Below are 14260 nucleotides of genomic sequence, written 5' to 3' on the forward strand. Positions count from 1 at the left end.
GCCGCTTCAGACACTCTCCACCGCGGGGCCGGCGGGCACGGCCCGCACCCGCCCGGCGCGCACCACGTTGCTGAGCGGGCTCCCCGCCTCCAGGCGGTTGATGTTGGCCGCGATATCCGTGGCGCGGGCGGCGAACGTCTCCTCCGTGTGGCCCGAGTTGTGCGGTGTCATCACCACATTGGGCAGTGTGTGGAACGGCAGCCGGCTCGGCGCGTGGGGCGGGCCGGCCCACCACACATCGAGGGCCGCCCCGGCGATGGTGCCGGCCGACAGCGCCTCGTACAGCGCCTCCTCCCGCACGACCGGGCCACGGGCGACGTTGACCAGGAGGGACCGCGGGCCCATCGCGGCGAGTTCGGCCGGTCCGATCAGTCCGCGGGTCGCGGGGCTCAGCGGCACGGTCACCACGACGATGTCGGAGTCCGCCAGCAGTTCCGGGAGCCGGTCCGTGCCACCCACCCAGTCGGGGCGCAGATCGTCGGGGAGCGGGGCCGACGGGTCGCGGCGCACGGCCCGTACGCCCAGGCCGACCGCCTGGCACAGCCGGCCGATCTCCCGCCCCGTCTCGCCGAAGCCGATGACGCCGACACGGCGGCCTCGCAGGGTGTCCCCGAAGGGCAGCGTGGCGTCGACGGCGACGTTCCGCCACCGACCGGCCCGCAGTTCCCGGTCGGCCGTGAGCACCCGCCGGGACAGCATCAGCACGCACATCAGGACGTGTTCGGCGATCGACGCGCCGTGGTGAAAGGTGTTCGCCACGGTCACATCGGGCCCCAGCGCCTCCAGGGGAATGCCGTCGTAGCCCGCGCCGACCACGTGGACGAGGCGGAGGCGCTGGGCCCGGCGCGCGTGGTCCTCGGAGAGCTGTGAACCCACGTACACATCGACGGAGGCGATGGCGTCGGCGATCCGCGCCGCGTCCCAGTCGCAGACGTCCAGCCACTCGTGCCGGTCCTCGGTCCGCTCCCTCAGCCGTTCGCCGAACCTGCTCAGGATCCGGTGGCTGAGCATGATGCGCATCCCTCGGTCACCCTCGGGGGCAGCCTTTCCGGCCATGACCACCGTCCTCATACATAGGCGCTGTCTTCATTTGTGCACGCTCCCCATGAGGCTGTCAATGATCGGGTGGCCGCGACCAAGAACCGCTCTACCTGCGCTTGTTGTCAGATCCCTTGACGCCCCGGCACCTCCGGTTTAGCTTCGGCGTCCACAAATGCAGACCGGGTACGTAAGTGTAGACAGCCATGTCGATCGACTGTCGTTCTCGGGCGGCACCCCGCCAGCACCCTCGGAGATACGCCGACGATGAAGTCCTCCGTACCCTCCAGCCCGCGCCGGGAACGGGGCCGGGCCCATACAGTTCTCGCCCTTCTCACGATCGGCACGATGCTGCTGACCAGTGCGTGCGCCGTGGCGAACAGTGACGCGGCGGGTGACGCCGGCAGCGCGGACGGCCGCACCCTGCGGCTCGTCCTCACCCAGGAGCCCCCGACGCTGGAGCCCTGCGAGTCATCGCTGACCGCGACCGGTGTCGTCGTCCGCTCCAACATCACCGAGCCGCTGGTGGAACGCGACCCCACCTCGGGGAAGCTGGATCCGCTGCTGGCGACCGGGTGGCGGCAGACCAAGCCCACGACCTGGACCTTCGACATCCGCCCCGGTGTGACCTTCCAGAACGGGCAGCCGTTCACGGCGAAGGACGCCGCCTTCTCCATCGACCGCGCCGTCAACTCCGATCTCGCCTGCAACGTGGACGGCTACGTCTTCGGCGACGAGAAGCTCGAAGTACACGCCGTCAGCCCCACCCGGCTGACCGTCACCACCGAGAAGACCGACCCCATCCTCCCCCTGCGACTCAGCTTCGTCGAGATCGTGCCGCGCACCACCAGCACCAAGGCCAAGGTGCGGATACCGATCGGGACCGGCCCCTACGCCGTCACGTCATGGCAGACCGGTGTCTCCATCTCCCTCGCCCGCAACGAGAACTACTGGGGGAAGGCGCCCGCCTATCCCCGGGCCCGGTACGTCTGGCGCAGCGATGCCAGCGTCCGTGCCGCGATGATCGACAAGGGCGAGGCCGACATCGCGACGGCGCTGGACCACACCAGCGCCGACAAGGGCAACACCGTGGCCTACCCCAACAACGAGACCACCGCCCTGCGTCTGGACGGCCGCGAGGCGCCGCTCAACGACATCCGGGTGCGCAAGGCGATCGGCATGGCCGTCGACCGCGAGGGCATCATCGAAGCGCTTCTCGGCGGACTGGCCAAGCCCGCCGCACAACTCGTCCCGCCCGGCGTGGTGGGCCACAACGACGACCTCGCCCCCGTCCCGTACCGCGTGGCCGCCGCCCGCGCGCTGGTGAAACAGGCCGCCGACGACGGTGTCCCCGTGCACCGGCAGATCACCCTCGTGGCGCGCAACGGCATGTTCGCCGGGATCTCGGAAGTGGCCGAGGCCCTGCAGTACGAGATGGACCGGGTGGGGCTGAACGTGCGGATTCGCATGGCGGACACCGCCACCCACCTGCAGTACCAGCTGCGTCCGCTGCCCCGAAACGTCGGGCCGGTGGCGCTGCTGATCATGCACGGCAACCAGGCCGGGGACGCGGCCTTCACCACGAGTCAGTACCTGGTGAGCGACGGCCCGCAGTCCACCTTCGGCACCAAGGAGCTCGACCGGCGCATCGCCGCGGCGGACGCGCTGTCCGGCAAGGCCCGCGAGAAGGCGTTCGCCGAGGTGCTCGGCTACCAGAACGAAACGGTCGCGCAGTACGCCTATCTGGCCCATATGCGCGGACTGCTGGGGCTGTCGCCGAAGGTGCGGTACCGGCCGGACTCCGCCACCGGGGACGAGATGCGGCTGGCCGAGGTCGGCCCCGCGCGGGCGGGGAGGCACTGAGATGACGTCCTTCCTGCGCAAGCGCATCATCTCCAGCGCGATCCCCCTGGTGTTCGTGGTGCTGGGCGTGTTCTGCCTGGCCCGCCTGACCGGCAGCCCCGTCGATCTCTACCTCCCGCTGAGCGCCACCCCGCAGCAGCGGGCCGAGTTCTCCGCCGCCCACGGCTTCGACGACTCCATTCCGGTGCAGCTGTGGGACTACCTCACCAACGCCGCGCAACTCGACTTCGGGACCTCGCTGCGCACCGGGGAGCCGGCCGGCACGATGGTGCTCGACGCCTTCCCGGTCACCCTCCAACTCGCCGGTGTGACCATGCTGTTGGCGATCCTCGGGGCGCTGCTGGTCGGAAGCCTCGCCGCGTACCGGCCCAACTCGCTCATCGACCGGATCGCCGGTCTGCTGTCGATGACCGCGGCCAGCATCCCCGACTTCTGGTTCGCGATCGTGGGTGTGCTGGTCTTCGGCGTGGGCCTGGACTGGCTGCCGACCTCCGGCACCCTGGGCGGTCCGGAGATCTGGGTGCTGCCCATCGCCACTCTGCTGATCCGCCCGTTCGGGGTGCTGGTGCAGGTGGTCCGCGGCAGCATGGTCGGCGCGCTGTCCGCGCCGTATGTGAAGGTCGCGCGCAGCAAGGGGGCCGGCCCCAAGCGCGTGGTGTTCGGACACGCGCTGCGCAACTCCATCACGCCCGTTCTGACCGTCGCCGGGGACCTGACCGTCGGCCTCGTCAACGGCGCGGTGATCGTGGAAACGATCTTCGGCTGGCCCGGGATCGGCAAGCTCATGATCGACTCGATTCTGCAGCGCGACTTCGCGGTGTTGCAGGCCGCCGTCCTGCTCACGGCGGTGACGATCTTCGCGCTGAACATCCTCGTCGACGTCTGCCACGCCCTGATCGACCCCCGAGTGCGCCAGGCGGTGCCGGCGTGAGCGAAGGAGCCACCATGACCGACCCCGCCGACCCCACCGGCTCCACCGACCCCACCGACTCCGCCGACCGGCCCTCCGGCGCGGCAGCCGTCCCGTCGCGCCAACGCCCGCCCCGCTGGTGGCTGCTGCTCGGCCGGGACCGGGCCGCGGCCGTCGCGGCCGTCATCCTCGCCGGGGTGTTCCTGGTCGCGCTGTTCGGCCGGCTGTTCATCGGGGACCGAGCCGTACGGCAGGATCTGCGCGCCTCGCTGCGCCCGCCCTCCCTCGACCACGGCTTCTACGGGCTGCTCGGCACGGATGTGCTGGGGCGCAGCGTGCTGGCCCGGCTGGTGGACGCCGCCGGGACGACGCTGTCCATCGCGGTGCCCGCGGTGCTGTGCTCGCTGCTGATCGGCTCGGCGCTGGGGCTGTGGGCCGGCTACCACGGAGGCATGCGCGAGAACGTCGCGATGCGGGTCGCCGATGTCATCCTCAGCTTCCCGTCCCTGCTGATCGCGGTGGTCGTGCTGTATGTCTTCGCGCCGAGCGCGATGAACATCGTGCTGATCCTCGCCGTCGCACGCGTCCCGGTCTATCTGCGCACCGCCCGCGCGGAGTCGGCCGAGCTGAGGAGCCGTCTGTTCGTGGACGCGGCCCGGACCTTCGGCACGCCGAGCCGGAACATCATCTACCGGCACATTCTGCCGATCGCGCTGCCGACGCTGCTGACCGTGGCCACGCTCGACTTCTGTTTCGTCATGCTGACCGAGTCCAGCCTGAGCTTCCTCGGCATCGGCATCCAGCCCCCCGATGTGAGCTGGGGGCTGATGGTGGCGCAAGGGCGCCAGTACCTCCAGACGGCCTGGTGGATCGCCGTGCTGCCGGGTGTCGCGATCGTGCTCACCACGGTGTCGGCCACGGTGCTCGCCGCCTGGGTCCGCCTGGCCACCGACCCGGCCCAGCGCTGGCGTCTGACGTTGCCCAGGAAGCGGCGCGGCAACCGGGCCGCTGTTCCCTCGGAGATGATCGCGTGACCCCCTCCACCCTGCCCGCGCCCGCCGGGACCGGCGGCCCCGCACTCGAAGTCGAGGGGCTCTGTGTCGACTTGCGCACCCCCTCCGGGACCGTCCGGGCGGTGAACGGTGTCGGCTTCCAGGTGCGCAAGGGGCGCACGCTGGCGCTGCTGGGCGAGTCCGGCTGCGGCAAGTCGATGACCGCGCTGTCCATCGTCGGGCTGCTCGAGCCGACGGCCGAGGTGACGGGCGGATCCGTGAAGGTGTCCGGCACCGATGTGCTGCGGCTGGGCCAGGCGGGGCGCAGGAAGCTCGCCGGGCCCGTGCTGTCGATCGTCTTCCAGGACGCGCTGACCGCGCTCAACCCCGTACAGCCGGTCGGCAGGCAGCTCGCCGAGCCGTTCCGCATCCATCGCGGGATGTCGCGCCGCGATGCCCGGGAGAAGGCGGTCGAGCTGATGACCCGCGTCGGCATCCCCGAGCCCCGGCTGCGGGCCCGCGCGTATCCGCATCAGTTCTCCGGCGGTATGCGCCAGCGGCTGCTCATCGCGATGGCCGTCGCGCTGGACCCCGATGTGCTCATCGCCGACGAGCCCACGACCGCGCTCGATGTCACCGTGCAGGCGCAGATCATGCGGCTGCTGCGGGATCTGCAGACCGAGCGGGACATGGCGCTGGTGCTGATCACCCACGATCTGGCGGTGGTGGCCCAGCGCGCGGACGATGTCGTGGTGATGTACGCGGGCAATGTGGTGGAGACCGGCCCGGTGGCGGAGGTGTTCTCCCGCCCCCGCCACCCCTACACCAAGGGCTTGCTCGACTCGGTCCCCGAACACGCCGTCAGGGGCCGCCCGTTGCCCGCCGTACCGGGGAGCCCGCCCGAGCTCAGCGCGGTCCCGTCCGGCTGTGTCTTCCGGGCCAGATGTCCGCTGGCCCAGGAGCGCTGCGCCCAGGAGCGCCCCCGTCTGGTGTCCGTCGGGGCCTCGCGTTCGGCCGCCTGTCACTTCTCCGAGGAGCTCGACCGTGCCTGAGACGCCCCTCACCGACGCCACCGCCGCCGGCCCGCGGGCCGAAGGCTCCGCCACTCCCCCGCCGCTGCTCGAGGTCCGCGGCGTGACCAAGTCGTTCGGCCATGGCCGCCGGCGCCTGACCGCGCTCGACGGCGTCGATGTGCGGGTCGAGCGCGGGCAGACGCTCGGGCTGGTGGGCGAGTCCGGATGTGGCAAGTCGACCCTGGCCAGAGTGGTGCTCGGGCTGGAGCGCCCGGACTCGGGCACGGTGCGCTTCGACGGCACCGATCCGTTCACCCTCAAGGGCAGGGAACTGCTGGCCTGGCGGCGCCGGGTGCAGATGGTGTTCCAGGACCCCTTCGCCTCGCTCAACGCCCGGATGTCCGCGGCCGACCTCATCGGCGAGCCGTGGCGCACCCACCGCGACATCGTGCCCACGGCACAGGCGCGGCAGCGACGGATCAGTGAGCTGCTGTCCCTCGTCGGACTGCGGGAGAGCGACGCCGACCGCTACCCGAACGAGTTCTCCGGCGGGCAGCGGCAGCGCATCGGCATCGCCCGCGCGCTCGCGCTGGACCCCGACCTCATCGTGTGCGACGAGCCGGTGTCCGCGCTCGACCTGTCGGTGCAGGCCCAAGTGCTCAATGTGCTCTCCGAGTTGCGTGAGCGGCTCGGTGTCTCCTACGTCTTCATCTCCCATGACCTCTCCGTGGTCAGGCATGTCTCCGACCGGGTGACCGTGATGTACCTGGGCAAGGTCATCGAGCACGGCCCCGCCGAGGACGTCTTCGACCGGCCCGTGCATCCCTACACCGCCGCCCTGATGTCCGCCGCGCCCACCCTCGACGTCTCCGGGCAGGCCCAGGACGACGAGATCCAGCTGCGCGGGGAGATCCCGTCCCCGTACGACATTCCGTCGGGCTGCCGGTTCCGCACCCGCTGCTGGCAGAGCGAGGCCCGGTGCGCCGAGCTCGCTCCTCCTGTCGTGATCCGCGACGGCACGGCGGACACCGGGCGGGAGCCGCACGAGGGCCTGTGCCACTTCCCGCTGGGCGCCGGGCCGATGGAAGCATGAGCCCGCCGGAGTTCACCCTGCTCTTCATCACGGTGGCGGTCGGGGCGCTGCTCCAGGTCTCCATCGGCTTCGGGCTCGGCCTGCTGGCCGCCCCGGTGATCGCGATATTCGACCCGTCGCTCACCCCGGTGGTGGTCCTGCTGCTCGCCACCGGGGTCACGGCCGCGGTGCTGATGCTGGAGGGCGGCCACCTGGACCTGCGGGGCGCGGGGTGGGCGCTGATCGGCCGGGTGCCGGGGGTGCTGGGCGGCGCGGCGCTGGTGGCCGTGCTGCCCGCCCGGTACCTCGCCCTCCTCGTGGCCGCGGTCGTCCTCACAGGCGTGGCGGTGAGCCTGCGCGGCTTCGTGCCCGCGCCGCGGCGGCGGTCGGTGCTGCTGGCCGGTCTGATGTCGGGGCTGATGGGCACGGCGACCGCCATCGGAGGGCCGCCGATGGCCATGGTCTGGCAGCGCCTGAGCGGACCGCGGCTGCGCGCCACGATGAGCGGGTTCTTCCTGGCCGGTTCGGTGATGAGCCTGGCCACCCTGGCGGCGACGGGAGCGGTGCACACGTACAGCCTGTGGCACACCGCCCTGCTGGCCCCGGCCGCGGCGATCGGGGTGCTGCTGGCCCGCCCGCTGTCGAGCCGGCTGGACATGCGGCGCACCAGGGCCGTCGCCATGGTGCTCGCGGTGGCGAGCGCGACCGTGCTGGTGGTCCAGCAGTTCCGCTGAACCGGTCGGCTTCCGTTGAGAGTTGGCACTGCCGCTGACCGGGCCATCGGCCCGGTTCCCTCATCGGCGTCTCCGGTCAGCTCTCCGCTGCCACGGGGACGGCGCGGCGCTGTCCGGTGACCTTGGAGGAGGGCAGCCGCCCGGCCTTGGAGGTGCCGGTCATCGTCTCGCCCTCGACCGTCATGGTGAACGCGAGGTTCAGCCGCATCGGCTTGGTGATGGTCTGACGCCAGATGAGCTCGTCACCGTCGAGCGCCACATCGGCCAGCGGGACCTCCTCCCCCGCACCGTGGGCCGTACCGGTCAGGGTGCCGCCCTTGTCGCGGAGTTCGATCACGGCCTTGATCCGGCCGATGGGTGTGGAGATGGACAGATCCCAGGTGCCTTCGACGGAGTCTGCGACGGGCATGGTGGTGTGTTCCTTACGGTGGGTCGGGGCGGATGGCGGTGGGGCGGGTGGCGGTGGGGCGGTGTGGTCACAGGGCGACGGGCGACGGCCCGTGGTGGCGCCAGGGGGTGCCACGGCGCTCGTAGGCGAACAGTTCCTCGACGGCGTGGGCGATCCGCGGCCCCAGTTCGCGCTCCAGCAGATACAGGCCCAGATCGAGTCCCGAGGTGACACCGGCGCCGGTGACGAGATCGCCGTCGTCGACGACCCGGGCCCTGATCGCGTTGACGCCGGTGGCATCCAGCATGTCCAGGCCCATGTGGTGGGTGGTGGCGTAGCGGCCCTCCAGCAGACCGGCCATGGCCGGCACGAGCGAGCCGCCGCACACCGTGGCGACGGTCACCTCCGGGCGGTCCATGGCGGCCTTCAGCAGCCCCGGCAGCCCGGTGTTCAGGGTGCGGCCCAGCAGGACGGGGATGAGCTCGTCCTCCCGCCACTCACCCGGGTCCGCGTCCGCGTCGTGGTCGGGGACCTCGCCGGGCTCGCCGACCCGGCCGGCGGCACCGGGGACCACCACCAGGTCCGCCCTCGCCGGATCCAGTGCGGCCGTGGCGGGCAGCGGTACGCCGCCGACCCCGCTCACCACCTCACGCGGCCCCTCGGCGGACACCAGCTCCGCGCGCAGCGCTCCTCCGGAAGCCATGCCACCGGCGTGCAGCACTTCGTAGGGGGCGAGTACATCGAGGAGGTCGAAGCCGTCGAACAGGACGATCTGGGCGAGCATGAAAATGTTCCCTCACATGCGGTGACGGCCAGTCCATCTGGCCCTTTTCCGACGCTATGCGAGGGCGGAAACGGCTCCCAGTGGCACGAGCGACATGGTTCAACGGGATCTCGCCAAGCGGGCCGGAGGGTGCCGGCAGATGCCCGGCAGATACCCCGCAGATGCCGCGATCAGGTGTCTCAGACCACGTCGGACGGCATGTTGTACGGCGTGACGACCTGGATGGGCGAGGGCAGGGAGGGGCCGTCGTCGGGGAGGGCTCCGTGGGCCCGCATGATGATCTGGCAGGCGCGGCGCATGTCCTGGCGCAGGTCGTGGTGGAGCACCGCGGACAGCCGGCGTTCGCGCAGCAGCCGGGTGTTGTCGTGGTCGAGGTCGTGGGCGATGAACACCTCGTAGCCGCGGCCGAGTTCCTCGAAGGCTTGGATCGTCGCGGTGTTGCCGCCGCCGATCGAGTAGACCGCCCGGATGTCCGGGTCGCGTCGCAGCGCCCGCAGGACCAGGTCGCGCTGGGTGGCGTCCAGGCCGTCGCTGTCGGTGACCTCCACGAGCGTGCGCCCGGGGTGTGCGTTGCGCAGCGCGCTGCGGAAGCCCATCTCGCGTTCCTCCTCGCCGCGGAAGAAGCCCCGGCTGATGGTGGTGAGCACATTGCCGGGGCGGTCGCCGAGCCACTGGCCCATGAGATACGCGGCGGTGGCTCCGGCGGCGCGGTTGTCGATACCGACGTAGGCCCGGCGTGCGCTGCCGGGCAGGTCGGTCACCAGGGTCACCACCGGTAGCCCGAGGGCGGTCAGGCGGCCGACGGCCGCCGTGACCTCCGGGGTGTCGGGCGCCTTCAGGACGATCCCCTGGCAGCCGCCGCGTTGGGCGACGCGGTCCAGCGTGGCGATCAGCTCCTCCACCGGACCGGTCTCGCGGAAGTGGAAGCGCGACCGCAGCACCGCCGGGCGCAGCGAGGGCAGCTCCGCCTCCAGGGCGGCGCGGACCGCCGAGGAGAAGCGCTCAGGGGCCCGCATCACGATGTCGATCATGAAGGTACGGCCGCCGATGCGGACCTGGGTGCGCTGCCGGTCCAGGTCCTTGATGGCCTGGTGGACCTCCCGGGTGGTGCTCTCGCGCACCCCGCCCCGGTTGTTCAGCACCCGGTCGACGGTGGCCTCGCTCAGGCCCGCCTGCCGGGCGATCTCCCGGATGGGATACGGATGGGCCATCGGCGCGCCTCCCTGAGGGGTTTTTGATGGGCTGCTGAGGATTGCCCGATGCTCGGCCGATCACAACACTGACAGAAAGCCGCAGCCCACGGGAAGGATCGGTTAAGCAATGCCCCTCATCGCTCCGAGGTCTCCGAGGTCTCCGAGGTCTCATACCTGGCTCAGTGAGGCCGACTGCTCCCTCGATGCCTTCCGCACCCTGGTCGAGCGGACCACCGACCCCGGCGACCACCCCGGTGCCGACGCCGTGGAGCACAACGTCCCCGTCTACGACGGCGACCGCCTGCGGGCCCGCGCCGCCACGGCGCCCGGCCGCCGGGAGGCCCAGGCGGAACTGGTCCACGCCCTGCTGGACGGCCCCGGCATCGTGGTGTTCAAGGGCGCCTTCCCCGACGCGTCGGTCCTGGACCGGGCCACCGAGGCGTTCACGGCGCTGATCGAGCGGGAACGGGCGGCGGGCCCCGCCCGCGGTGATCACTTCGCCAAGCCCGGCGCCAACGACCGGGTGTGGAACGCGCTGGAGAAGCTGGCCCTGAGCGCACCGGAGGTCTTCGCCGACTACTACGCCAACGACCTCATCGCCCTCGTGGCCACCGCCTGGCTCGGCCCCGGCTACCAGGTCACCTCACAGATCAACCAGGTCAACCCGGGCGGCGCGGCGCAGAGCGTGCACCGCGACTACCACCTCGGCTTCCTCTCCGAGGCGCGGGCCGCGGCCTATCCCGCCCATGTCCACCGGCTCTCCCCCGTGCTGACCCTTCAGGGCGCGGTCGCCCACTGCGCCATGCCGGTCGAGTCCGGCCCGACGCTCTACCTGCCGTACTCACAAGCGTACGAGCCCGGCTATCTGGCCTGGCGCCGCCCGGAGTTCATGGCCTACTTCGCCGAACACCACGTCCAGCTGCCGCTGGAGGCGGGCGACGCGGTCTTCTTCAACCCCGCGCTCTTCCACGCCGCCGGACACAATCGCTCCACGGACATCCGGCGGATGGCGAACCTGCTGCAGATCTCCTCCGCCTTCGGCCGCGCCATGGAGACCGTCGACCGCGAGGCGGTGGCCAACGCGGTCTTCCCCGTACTGCGGCGGCGCAAGGCCGAAGGCGCCACCGAGGACTGGCTGCACAACGTGATCGCGGCCTGCGCCGAGGGCTACCCCTTCCCCACCAACCTCGACCTCGACCCGCCGGTCGGCGGCCTCGCCCCGGACTCCCAGGCCGACACCCTCCGGCGCGCCCTGGAGCGGGACTGGACCCCGGAGACCCTGCGTACGGAACTGCGGGCCGGCGCCGAGCGCCGCCAGAGCTGAAGGAGACGGACCGCTGATGGGACTGGTTCAGGAGATGGGACTGCTTCAGGACAAGATCGTCCTGGTCAACGGGGGCAGCCGGGGAATCGGCGCGGGCATCGTCCGCGCCGCCGCCCGCGAAGGGGCCACGGTGGCATTCACCGGACGCCGCCCCGACGCCGGTGAGCAGCTGGCCGGGGAGCTCGCCGCGCAGGGAGCCACGGCCGCCTTCCTCCGCGCCGACCTGGCCGATCCCGCGCAGGCACGCGGCAGCGTGGAACAGGTGGTGGCGGCCCACGGCAGGATCGACTGCCTGGTCAACTCCGCCGGGCTCACCTCGCGCGGGACACTGCTGGACACCACCCCCGAGCTCTTCGACGCGCATGTCGCGATCAATCTGCGCGCCCCGTTCTTCGCGATGCAGGCCGCCGTCGCCGACATGGTGGCCAGGAAGGCCCCGGGCACCATCGTCAACATCATCTCCAACTGCGCACACGGCGGATATCCGTTCCTGGCGCCGTACTCCGCCGCGAAGGCCGGGCTCGCGGGCCTGACCCGCAACGCCGCCCACGCCCACCGCTGGGACCGCGTCCGCGTCAACGGCCTCAACCTGGGCTGGACCGACACCGAGGGCGAGGACGCCATCCAGCGCGCCTTCCACGGCGCGGGCGACGACTGGCGCGAGGAGGCGGCCCGCGCCCAGCCGATGGGCAAGCTCGGCCAGGTCGACGAGATCGCCGATTTCGTCGTCCTCCTCCTCTCCGACCGCAGCGGGGTCGTCACCGGCTCGGTCATCGACTGGGACCAGAACGTCCTCGGCGGACTCGGCTGACCCGCCGCATCGCCAGAAGCAACACCCACCCAGAAGCCACACCACCCAAAAGCCACATCACCCATAAGCCTCACCGTCAGCACCCGCACCATCAGAAAGGGACACAACTCCCCATGCGTATCGGCATCATGGGCCTGGGCCGGATCGGCGCCTTCCACGCCGAGACCCTGTCCACGCTCGACGCGGTGGACTCCCTCGTGGTCACCGACCCGGTCGCCGCGGCCGCCGCCACCGCCGCCGAGCGCTTCGGCGCCCACGCGGTCGACTCGCCGGAGGCCGTACTCGCCGCCGGTGTGGACGGCGTCGTGATCGCCGCGGCCACCGACGCCCACCCCGAGCTCATCGTCGCCGCCGTGCGGGCGGGCGTACCGGCCTTCTGCGAGAAGCCCGTGGCACGCACGATCGAGGAGAGCCTCGATGTCCTCCGCGCCGTGGAGGGCGGTGGGGTGGAGGTCCAGATCGGCTACAACCGGCGGTTCGACCCCGGGTACGTGGCCGCGCGGGCGGCGGTGGTCAGCGGTGAGCTCGGGCCGCTGCACACCGTGCGGTCCACCACCTTGGACCCCGAGCCGCCCCCGGCCGCCTATGTGGCCGTCTCCGGCGGCATCTTCCGCGACTGCGCCGTGCATGACTTCGACACCGTCCGCTGGATCACCGGCCGCGAGGTCACCGAGGTCTACGCGACCGGCGCCAACCGCGGCGCCGAGTACATCGCGGCCGCCGGAGACGTGGACACCGCCTCCGCCCTCCTCACCCTGGACGACGGCACCCTCGCCGTGGTCTCCAACACCCGGCACAACCCCCGCGGTTACGACGCCCGCCTGGAGCTCCACGGCATGACGGACAGCGTGGCCGCGGGCCTGGAGGACAGGCTGCCGCTGCGCTCCGTCGAACCGGGCGCCACCTTCCCGGGCGGCACACCGCACCACTTCTTCATAGACCGCTTCGCCGCCGCCTACCGGGCCGAGCTCACCGCCTTCACCGAGGTCGCGGCGGGCCTGCGGCCCTCCCCCTGCACCGTCGCCGACGCCGTCGAGGCCGGCTGGATCGCCGAGGCCTGCACGCTTTCGCTGCGCGAACACCGCCCCGTGACCATGGAAGAGGTACGCAAGGCATGACGACAGCCGAGCCGCTGCGCATCGGGGTCCTGGGCGCCGCCCGGATCTCCGAGCTCTCCCTCGTCGGCCCCGCCCGTGCGGGCGGCCACCGCCTCGTCGCGGTGGCCGCCCGCTCCCGTGGCCGGGCCGACGCCTTCGCCGCCGAGCACGGTGTCGAGCGCGTCCTGGACTCCTACGCCGATGTGATCGCCGACCCCGATGTGGAGGTCGTCTACAACCCGCTGGCCAACAGCCTGCACGGGCCGTGGAACCTCGCCGCGCTCGCCGCGGGCAAGCATGTGCTGACCGAGAAGCCCTCGGCGAGCAACGCCGAGGAGGCCGCCGAGGTGCGCGACGCGGCCGCCAAGGCGGGCACCGTGTTCATGGAGGGCTTCCACTACCTCTTCCACCCCGTCACCCGCCGCCTCCACGAACTGCTCGACTCCGGGGAACTCGGGGAGCCGCGGCACATCGAGACGATGATGTCCATGCCCGCCCCGCCCGGGTCCGACCCCCGCTGGTCCCTGTCCCTGGCCGGAGGCGCCCTGATGGACCTGGGCTGCTACAGCCTGCACGCGCAAGCCACCCTCGCCCCCTGGGCCGGTGGTCCCCCGCGCCTGGTCACCGCCCGGGGTGGCGCCCGGCACGGCGCACCGGAGGTGGACGAGTGGCTGGACGCGGACCTGGCCTTCCCCAGCGGCGCCACCGGATCCGCCCGCTGCCATATGGCACATGAGGAGTGGCGGATGAGCCTCAGGGTCATCGGCTCGCGGGGGGAGGCGACGGCAATGAACTTCGTCCAGCCGCATCTGGACGACCGGGTCGTGGTGCGTACGCCCGCGGGTGAGCGTACGGAGGAGCTGGGCAAGCGGTCGTCGTACACCTACCAGCTGGACGCGTACGCCGCGCACCTGCGGCACGGCACATCGCTTCCGCTGGACGCGGAGGACGCGCTGACCACCATGTCCCTGATCGACGCGTGCTACCGCGCCGCCGGGTTCCCGCCCCGGCCGCGTACCGTGCTTCCGGTCCCGGGCTGAT

General features: G+C 71.7%; 14 protein-coding genes. 10 read left to right on the forward strand and 4 right to left on the reverse strand.

Annotation, left to right across the window (positions count from 1 at the left end):
* Nucleotides 1-6: 6 nt before the first annotated feature.
* Complete coding sequence (locus tag JK364_RS03680) at nt 7-1056, reverse strand: 2-hydroxyacid dehydrogenase (RefSeq protein WP_230991289.1); 1050 nt, start codon at nt 1054-1056, stop codon at nt 7-9.
* Between the two features lie 330 nt (nt 1057-1386).
* On the opposite strand from JK364_RS03680, the gene JK364_RS03685 reads away from it, so the two are divergent.
* From JK364_RS03685 to JK364_RS03710, 6 genes are read left to right on the forward strand one after another with little or no spacing between them, the layout of a single operon-like run.
* On the forward strand, nt 1387-2901 hold the full coding sequence (locus tag JK364_RS03685) for an ABC transporter substrate-binding protein (protein WP_201847432.1): 1515 nt from the start codon (nt 1387-1389) through the stop codon (nt 2899-2901).
* A 1-nt stretch (nt 2902) separates the two neighbouring features.
* The gene (locus JK364_RS03690; RefSeq protein WP_201847433.1) at nt 2903-3832 is read left to right on the forward strand and encodes an ABC transporter permease; all 930 of its coding nucleotides are present in this window, start codon (nt 2903-2905) and stop codon (nt 3830-3832) included.
* 14 nt (nt 3833-3846) lie between these two features.
* Entirely contained in the window at nt 3847-4845 is a 999-nt protein-coding gene (locus tag JK364_RS03695) for an ABC transporter permease (protein WP_201847434.1), read from the forward strand.
* Nucleotides 4842-5855, forward strand: a complete 1014-nt coding sequence (locus tag JK364_RS03700) for an ABC transporter ATP-binding protein (RefSeq protein WP_201847435.1) — start codon at nt 4842-4844, stop codon at nt 5853-5855. Before JK364_RS03695 ends, JK364_RS03700 begins: the two co-directional genes overlap by 4 nt.
* Entirely contained in the window at nt 5848-6909 is a 1062-nt protein-coding gene (locus JK364_RS03705) for an ABC transporter ATP-binding protein (RefSeq protein WP_201847437.1), read from the forward strand. The genes JK364_RS03700 and JK364_RS03705 overlap by 8 nt, the downstream gene beginning before the upstream one ends.
* Nucleotides 6906-7622 (forward strand): sulfite exporter TauE/SafE family protein, encoded by a 717-nt coding sequence (locus tag JK364_RS03710; protein ID WP_201847439.1) that lies wholly within the window; start codon nt 6906-6908, stop codon nt 7620-7622. The genes JK364_RS03705 and JK364_RS03710 overlap by 4 nt, the downstream gene beginning before the upstream one ends.
* 76 nt (nt 7623-7698) lie before the next feature.
* Here the strand turns inward: JK364_RS03710 and JK364_RS03715 are convergent, their stop codons facing one another.
* From JK364_RS03715 to JK364_RS03725, 3 genes are all read right to left on the reverse strand, one after another.
* Nucleotides 7699-8031: a hypothetical protein gene (locus tag JK364_RS03715; RefSeq protein WP_201847441.1), complete on the reverse strand. Its 333-nt coding sequence runs from the start codon at nt 8029-8031 to the stop codon at nt 7699-7701.
* A 67-nt stretch (nt 8032-8098) separates the two neighbouring features.
* Nucleotides 8099-8794 carry a DJ-1/PfpI family protein gene (locus JK364_RS03720; RefSeq protein WP_201847443.1) on the reverse strand — a complete coding sequence of 232 codons (696 nt, stop codon included), beginning with the start codon at nt 8792-8794 and terminating at the stop codon, nt 8099-8101.
* A gap of 179 nt (nt 8795-8973) precedes the next feature.
* Nucleotides 8974-10005 (reverse strand): LacI family DNA-binding transcriptional regulator, encoded by a 1032-nt coding sequence (locus tag JK364_RS03725; protein WP_201847445.1) that lies wholly within the window; start codon nt 10003-10005, stop codon nt 8974-8976.
* 109 nt (nt 10006-10114) lie between these two features.
* Here JK364_RS03725 and JK364_RS03730 point away from each other — a divergent pair, with 109 nt between their 5' ends.
* The 4 genes from JK364_RS03730 (at nt 10115) to JK364_RS03745 (ending at nt 14259) form a co-directional block, all read left to right on the forward strand.
* Entirely contained in the window at nt 10115-11311 is a 1197-nt protein-coding gene (locus JK364_RS03730; protein WP_201847446.1) for a phytanoyl-CoA dioxygenase family protein, read from the forward strand.
* Nucleotides 11312-11345: 34 nt separating this feature from the next.
* Complete coding sequence (locus tag JK364_RS03735) at nt 11346-12122, forward strand: SDR family oxidoreductase (RefSeq protein ID WP_201848884.1); 777 nt, start codon at nt 11346-11348, stop codon at nt 12120-12122.
* A gap of 113 nt (nt 12123-12235) precedes the next feature.
* Nucleotides 12236-13240, forward strand: coding sequence for a Gfo/Idh/MocA family protein (locus JK364_RS03740; protein ID WP_201847448.1), 1005 nt, complete (start codon nt 12236-12238; stop codon nt 13238-13240).
* Nucleotides 13237-14259 carry a Gfo/Idh/MocA family protein gene (locus JK364_RS03745; protein ID WP_201847450.1) on the forward strand — a complete coding sequence of 341 codons (1023 nt, stop codon included), beginning with the start codon at nt 13237-13239 and terminating at the stop codon, nt 14257-14259. The genes JK364_RS03740 and JK364_RS03745 overlap by 4 nt, the downstream gene beginning before the upstream one ends.
* Nucleotide 14260: the final 1 nt, after the last annotated feature.

It is taken from the genome of Streptomyces endocoffeicus, from assembly GCF_016741935.1.
Lineage (GTDB): Bacteria > Actinomycetota > Actinomycetes > Streptomycetales > Streptomycetaceae > Streptomyces > Streptomyces endocoffeicus.

What these genes read in the sequence shown, in the direction of transcription:
- JK364_RS03680 (WP_230991289.1), bottom strand. Translation starts at nt 1,056, where the DNA reads ATGGCCGGAAAGGCTGCCCCCGAGGGTGACCGAGGGATGCGCATCATG.
- JK364_RS03685 (WP_201847432.1), top strand. Translation starts at nt 1,387, where the DNA reads ATGCTGCTGACCAGTGCGTGCGCCGTGGCGAACAGTGACGCGGCGGGT.
- JK364_RS03690 (WP_201847433.1), top strand. Translation starts at nt 2,903, where the DNA reads ATGACGTCCTTCCTGCGCAAGCGCATCATCTCCAGCGCGATCCCCCTG.
- JK364_RS03695 (WP_201847434.1), top strand. Translation starts at nt 3,847, where the DNA reads ATGACCGACCCCGCCGACCCCACCGGCTCCACCGACCCCACCGACTCC.
- JK364_RS03710 (WP_201847439.1), top strand. Translation starts at nt 6,906, where the DNA reads ATGAGCCCGCCGGAGTTCACCCTGCTCTTCATCACGGTGGCGGTCGGG.
- JK364_RS03715 (WP_201847441.1), bottom strand. Translation starts at nt 8,031, where the DNA reads ATGCCCGTCGCAGACTCCGTCGAAGGCACCTGGGATCTGTCCATCTCC.
- JK364_RS03720 (WP_201847443.1), bottom strand. Translation starts at nt 8,794, where the DNA reads ATGCTCGCCCAGATCGTCCTGTTCGACGGCTTCGACCTCCTCGATGTA.
- JK364_RS03725 (WP_201847445.1), bottom strand. Translation starts at nt 10,005, where the DNA reads ATGGCCCATCCGTATCCCATCCGGGAGATCGCCCGGCAGGCGGGCCTG.
- JK364_RS03730 (WP_201847446.1), top strand. Translation starts at nt 10,115, where the DNA reads ATGCCCCTCATCGCTCCGAGGTCTCCGAGGTCTCCGAGGTCTCATACC.
- JK364_RS03735 (WP_201848884.1), top strand. Translation starts at nt 11,346, where the DNA reads ATGGGACTGCTTCAGGACAAGATCGTCCTGGTCAACGGGGGCAGCCGG.
- JK364_RS03740 (WP_201847448.1), top strand. Translation starts at nt 12,236, where the DNA reads ATGCGTATCGGCATCATGGGCCTGGGCCGGATCGGCGCCTTCCACGCC.
- JK364_RS03745 (WP_201847450.1), top strand. Translation starts at nt 13,237, where the DNA reads ATGACGACAGCCGAGCCGCTGCGCATCGGGGTCCTGGGCGCCGCCCGG.